The sequence below is a fragment of the Enterobacter sp. 03-F-07-AD-ECC genome, from assembly GCF_047530935.1.
GTDB classification, from domain to species: Bacteria; Pseudomonadota; Gammaproteobacteria; order Enterobacterales; family Enterobacteriaceae; genus Enterobacter; species Enterobacter cloacae.
Genome location: NZ_JBLKBZ010000045.1, coordinates 1 through 6,065, shown reverse-complemented (window position 1 = coordinate 6,065; position 6,065 = coordinate 1). Strand labels below are relative to the sequence as shown.

At 49.4% G+C, this 6,065-nt stretch carries 3 protein-coding genes and 3 pseudogenes; 4 read left to right on the top strand and 2 right to left on the bottom strand.

Annotated elements, in window-relative coordinates; genetic code table 11:
- Positions 1-69: 69 nt before the first annotated feature.
- A pseudogene (locus ACMWKA_RS25225) lies at positions 70-285 on the bottom strand (NAD(P)-dependent dehydrogenase); the annotation flags it as partial.
- A 249-nt stretch (positions 286-534) separates the two neighbouring features.
- Here ACMWKA_RS25225 and ACMWKA_RS25220 point away from each other — a divergent pair.
- The 4 genes and pseudogenes from ACMWKA_RS25220 to ACMWKA_RS25205 all read left to right on the top strand — a co-directional run bounded on the left by ACMWKA_RS25220 (position 535) and on the right by ACMWKA_RS25205 (position 5,148).
- Positions 535-888: a hypothetical protein gene (locus tag ACMWKA_RS25220; protein ID WP_022631167.1), complete on the top strand. Its 354-nt coding sequence runs from the start codon at positions 535-537 to the stop codon at positions 886-888.
- Between the two features lie 25 nt (positions 889-913).
- Entirely contained in the window at positions 914-3,931 is a 3,018-nt protein-coding gene (locus tag ACMWKA_RS25215; protein ID WP_004199413.1) for a Tn3-like element IS3000 family transposase, read from the top strand.
- A gap of 75 nt (positions 3,932-4,006) precedes the next feature.
- A pseudogene (locus tag ACMWKA_RS25210) lies at positions 4,007-4,408 on the top strand (helix-turn-helix domain-containing protein); the annotation flags it as partial.
- A 95-nt stretch (positions 4,409-4,503) separates the two neighbouring features.
- Positions 4,504-5,148, top strand: a complete 645-nt coding sequence (locus ACMWKA_RS25205) for a quinolone resistance pentapeptide repeat protein QnrB1 (RefSeq protein WP_014386481.1) — start codon at positions 4,504-4,506, stop codon at positions 5,146-5,148.
- Between the two features lie 91 nt (positions 5,149-5,239).
- Here the strand turns inward: ACMWKA_RS25205 and ACMWKA_RS25200 are convergent.
- Positions 5,240-5,971 (bottom strand): annotated as a pseudogene (locus tag ACMWKA_RS25200) (SDR family oxidoreductase); the annotation flags it as partial.
- Positions 5,972-6,065: the final 94 nt, after the last annotated feature.

The following is a 6,065-nucleotide window of genomic DNA, read 5'->3' as shown; positions in this document are numbered from 1 at the left end:
CACGCTGAAAATGCCGGCCTTTGAATGGGTTCATGTGCAGCTCCATCAGCAAAAGGGGATGATAAGTTTATCACCACCGACTATTTGCAACAGTGCCGTAATTAATACCTTGCGCCCATTCAGGCGACCGCTTCCCTGATAGCTGTCTTCTCCATGATCGGGGCGCGGTTGCATTTTCCCCGCCAGCCCGGGAAAGGGCTGCTGCTGCTGTTGAAAAGGCGGCGCCGGAAAACGCGCAGAATTGGTTTTATTGATGGTCTTTTTTTCCTTGTTTAAGCCAGCCATTCAATTACCTCTCATTATTTATCACAAAGACTAATAAGCGTAGACCAAAATGAATGGCATGACCTATATTATCCAGCTACACTTAATTTTCTCGGAATATTACCCCCCCCTACTTTCCTCTACCGTTGCGCTTATATCCCCACCAACGTTAGATTTAATTTAAACAATATTATTTGAGACTTATCCAGTTCGCAGTGTTAATAAATAGCAACCACACTTAACATTTCAACCTTGGCAAAAGGAGAACATATGAAATTATCCATAACGCCATTATTATGTTGTTTTTTATTGTCGCCAGCGCTTGCTGATGATAACGGCGGGTTGAAAAATGATACAGCTCCACCGCCAGCCCACGCTCTGGATGAAGGTTATCGTGGGACTGAAGATGCAAGAATCATGACTGTCGAACAGGCCAAAACGATGCATGACGGTGCGACCATTTCTCTGCGAGGTAATCTCATCGAGGATCAAGACGGAGACAAATTTGGGGTTCTAGGGATTTTCCGTCCAAAAACGACAAAGTGCTCTGGAGGCCCCGCCGTCTGTGGCCTCCAGAGGGGTATTACTTTTTTCGAGATCCCTATTTGGGCTCTGTTTGAGTAAGATTTAGTCTTTTTGGGCTAAATCCATGGCATTCGAAGAACGTGTCCAAATCTTGTCCGAGGCAGAACAAGATGAGTTATATGGACCCCCCGCTTTCACCTCCGCCGACCAACGCTTCTTTTTCTCGCTGAACGATAAGGAACTGGCGATCGCTAAAAGCCTCCGTCATCGGGGCCAGCGTTACATGCTGGTGGTACTGCTGGGCTATTTCAAAGCCAAGCCGGTGGTGCTGAATCCCGGCTTTCATCAGATCAAGCAGGACCTCAAATACGTTTATCAAACCGTTCTACCAGGCCCAGGCTGTAGACCCTTTAATCTCACGCCAAAAGAGAACGAACGGATTTACCAACGTGTTTTCCAGCTCTGCAACTACCAGCGCTGGAATGTCAAAGACCATGGAGCGGCGTTGAGAGATTACTTATCCCAGCAAGCCAGAGCCTGGACAGCGCCTAGGCACCTCTTCGATGCGGCCAATGAATATTGTTCGGGGCAGAAGATCGCAATCCCTGCCTACAGCACGCTGCAAAAGATCATCAGTCAGGTGGTGGGAGACGAACAGGAACACATGGCCGCGCACCTTGAGCGTGCAATGTCACGCGGTCTTAAGCAAGCACTGGCGGAGCTCGTGAACGGCACAGGTCCACTGCCGTTCCGACAGTTGCGACAATCGGCTCGTAACTTCACCGGAACCGAGTTGGAGAAAGAACTGATTGTCTATCGCCATATCCAGCATTGGATGCCGGAAGTGGATCTGCTGTTGAGCACGCTATCACTGTCGCAGAAAAATCTGCAACACCTGGCAGAGAAAGTCGACTACTACGGTGCCAAACTGAAACGTCAAACCGTAGGCAGCCAATGGCTGTATTTATTGTGCTATCTTCAAACGCGATGGCAGCAAGCGCTGGAACGTATTGCCGATGGCTTTGTGCATCATGTCAGACAGACCAAACAGAAGGCAAAGGATTATGCGCAGGAAGCGGTGTTTAAGGATTGGCAAAAAGCAGCTAAAAATGTCAGCAAGGCAGCTGAAGTACTGCACCTGTTCATTGATGACAGCATTGATCTGCAACTACCGTTTGCAACAGTAAGACAGCAAGCACTGAGCCTGCTGACCAAAAGGGATCTGGAATCTGTATGTCTCTTCCTGAACGAGCAGCGACGATCGGTCGATGAAGCCATGTGGCAGTACTGCGACGAGAAAGAAAGTCTGCGGAAAGGTTTGCTGCGAGAGTTGTTCCTATGTCTGCGCTTCGAAGGCTGCGACGGCACCCAGCACTTAGCGGCCGCCTTGGCGAAAACACAAAACGAACTCAACGGCCAGGACGCTCAGTTGCAAACTGCCGACACCAGACTCCTTTCCAAAAAATCACGTGAATTCCTGCTGGATGGTGAAGGGAATATCCTGATCGATCGTTATGAGTGGTTCCTCTATCAACAGATTCCTGATCGCCTGAATGGCCAGCTGACGCTGCCTGATATCACTAAATACCGGGCACTCGACGCCGACCTGATCGACGGGGAACATTGGCGAAAAAACAAATATACGCTGCTTCAACAGAGCCATTTTACAAAATTAGCGGAGGAGCCTGAAAAGCTGATCAAACAGATGGCCATGGAATTGGATACCCGTTTGTACGAAGTCGGCGAATATCTTGAACAGGAAGACAACCGGAATATCATCTTGCGTAATCCGCAGGGTAAACGCTTCTGGCGCCTGCCTTCGGCCAGCAAACATCATCTGGTCAACAATCCCTTCTTCCAGCAAATTCCCACAACGGGGATTGCGGATGTACTGCGCATGGTTGATCGTGACACCGGTTTCATTGACTGCTTCGCTCATGTGCTGGGTTCCCAATCCAGAAGCCGTTCCCATGAATATGACCTGTTGGCAATTCTGGTCGGCAATGCAACCAATCAAGGCATTTACGGCATGGCACAGATCTCTGATCGTACCTATGATCAGCTCAGCACTATCCAGGCGAACTATCTTCGCCTGGAAACATTGAATGCTGCTAACGACAACATCAATAACGCGACAGCCAAGCTACCCATCTTCCGGTACTACAACATCCAGGAAGATGTGATCCACGCCAGTGCCGATGGTCAAAAGTTCGAAGCCCGGCGCGAGACCTTCAAAACCCGTTATTCGTCGAAGTACTTTGGCACTCAAAAAGGTGTTTCTGCCATGACCTTGATCGCCAATCACGCTGCGATCAACGCCAGAGTGATCGGCGCCAACGAACATGAATCGCACTACATCTTTGATTTGTTGATGAGCAATACGTCAGACATCATTCCGGATGTGCTCTCAACCGATACCCATGGGGTGAACCATGTGAACTTCGCGTTACTGGATCTGTTCGGATACCAGTTTGCCCCACGCTATGCCCAGGTTGGCAAAGTGATCAATGACATGTTTGATGTCAAGGAAGACAAAGAACACCGAATTCAGCTGTGCTTAAAAAAGCCAATCAATACCCATCGTATTGCGCAGCACTGGGATACCATCCAACGGATTGCAGTATCACTTAAGCAGCGGAAAACAACGCAAGCCACCTTGGTGAGAAAGCTCTCGGAGTACAAGCGCAATCACCCGCTGCTGGAAGCCCTGACGGAATACAATCGCCTGGTGAAAGCGAATTATCTACTGTGCTACATCGATGATGCCAGTTTAAGAAACTATGTTCAGCGCGCGCTGAACCGGGGAGAGGCCTATCACCAACTGCGTCGGGCCGTGAGCAGCGTCAATGGGGATCAGTTCCGGGGCAGTTCAGACGAAGAAATCCAGCTATGGAATGAGTGCGCTCGCCTGGTCACCAATGCCATCGTTTACTTCAACTCCAGGATACTCAGCCAGCTGTTGACCAGCTTCGAATACCAAGGAGATACCAAGAGAATAGATATCGTCAAACAGGCATCCCCTGTGGCCTGGCACAACATTAACCTCAAGGGGACTTACCACTTCGAATTGAGCGAAAAATTGCCAGATCTGGAGGAGCTTATGCGCTCAATCGAGGGATATTTACCCGTCAGCGAAAAGTAATACCCCTCTGGAGGCCACGGACGGCGCGGCCTCCAGAGCACTTTGTCGTTTTTGGACGGAAAATCCCTAGAACCCCATTTTGCCATTCAGATGTGCCGCGAGATCGGATTACCTCTGTTTCCGGGTTTTAGTGCCGAGGCCAGAGAAACTCTCCTCCACTACCGTTGGCCGGGCAATATTCGTGAACTGAAAAACGTCGTGGAGCGATCCGTTTACCGGCATGGAACCAGTGATTACCCGCTGGATGAGATAATCATTGACCCCTTCCGCCGCCACACTACTCAGCCGCAGGCGCCGGAAACTAAACCGATGTCTGTAGGGTTACCGCTGGATCTGCGTGAATTCCAGCAGCAGCAAGAGAAAGACTTTCTACAAACCAGCTTACAGCAGGCAAAATTTAACCAGAAAAAAGCCGCTGAATTACTGGGTCTGACTTACCATCAGCTTCGCGCTTTGCTGAAAAAACACCAGATTTAACGCACATTTGCAGATGTCATATTGGCGGATTTGACGCATAACCTCATCAGGGTTTACCATGACGCCATTACTGTATAAAAAAAACAGGTACAAATATGGCTCTGGCACTCGTTGGCGAAAAAATTGACAGAAACCGTTTCACCGGTGAGAAAATTGAAAATAGTACATTTTTTAACTGTGATTTTTCAGGTGCCGACCTGAGCGGCACTGAATTTATCGGCTGTCAGTTCTATGATCGTGAAAGCCAGAAAGGGTGCAATTTTAGTCGTGCGATGCTGAAAGATGCCATTTTTAAAAGCTGTGATTTATCCATGGCGGATTTTCGCAATTCCAGTGCGCTGGGCATTGAAATTCGCCACTGCCGCGCACAAGGCGCAGATTTCCGCGGCGCAAGCTTTATGAATATGATCACCACGCGCACCTGGTTTTGTAGCGCATATATCACGAATACCAATCTAAGCTACGCCAATTTTTCGAAAGTCGTGTTGGAAAAGTGTGAGCTGTGGGAAAACCGTTGGATAGGTGCCCAGGTACTGGGCGCGACGTTCAGTGGTTCAGATCTCTCCGGCGGCGAGTTTTCGACTTTCGACTGGCGAGCAGCAAACTTCACACATTGCGATCTGACCAATTCGGAGTTGGGTGACTTAGATATTCGGGGCGTTGATTTACAAGGCGTTAAGTTGGACAACTACCAGGCATCGTTGCTCATGGAGCGACTTGGCATCGCGGTGATTGGTTAGCATTCACGGAGCGGTAAGTACCGCTCCCGCCCTTATACAATAGTGTCCGCCCTTGCCTTAAAAGTCACTTTCGACGCACAGATCGTAAACGTTAGAGGGTTCCGGTCCCCCCATCAGAACACCAGACCTGACCAGACGTATAGCTGTTCTCCCGAGCGGCCAGGGTGACATAAAGCGGCGCGATTTCCACCGGTTGACCAGGGCGTCCCAGCGGCGCATTTGCCCCAAATTTCTCCACCTTTTCCTGCGGTTGACCACCACAGCACTGCAGTACAGTCCAGTATGGACCCGGCGCGACGGCATTGACACGGATCCCTTTCGGGGCCAGCTGTTTCGCCAGCGATTTAGTAAATGCCACGATAGCTGCTTTAGTCTGAGCATAATCAAGCAAGATTTCACTTGGCTCATAAGCCTGTACGGAGGAGGTATTAATTATCACGCTGTCTGGTGAAAGATGGGGTATGGCCGCTTTGGTGATCCAAAACATAGCGTAAACATTGGTTTTGAATGTTGCGTCGAAGTCTTCTGTGGTGAGTTCCTCAATTGACTCACAAAATTGCTGACGACCCGCATTATTGACGAGGATATCCAACCCTCCCAGTCCTTTTACCGCCTGTGTTACCAGATGACCGCAAAAAGCCTCATCACGGATATCTCCGGGGATGGCCAAAACATTTCTGCCTGCTTTTTTTATCAGATCGACCACTTCACGCGCATCGTCTTCTTCTTCAGGTAAATAGTTAATCGCAACATCAGCGCCTTCACGAGCATAGGCAATAGCAACAGCACGACCAATCCCTGAATCCCCACCGGTAATTAAGGCACTGTTGCAAAGTTAGCGATGAGGCAGCCTTTTGTCTTATTCAAAGGCCTTACATTTCAAAAACTCTGCTTACCAGGCGCATTTCGCCCAGGGG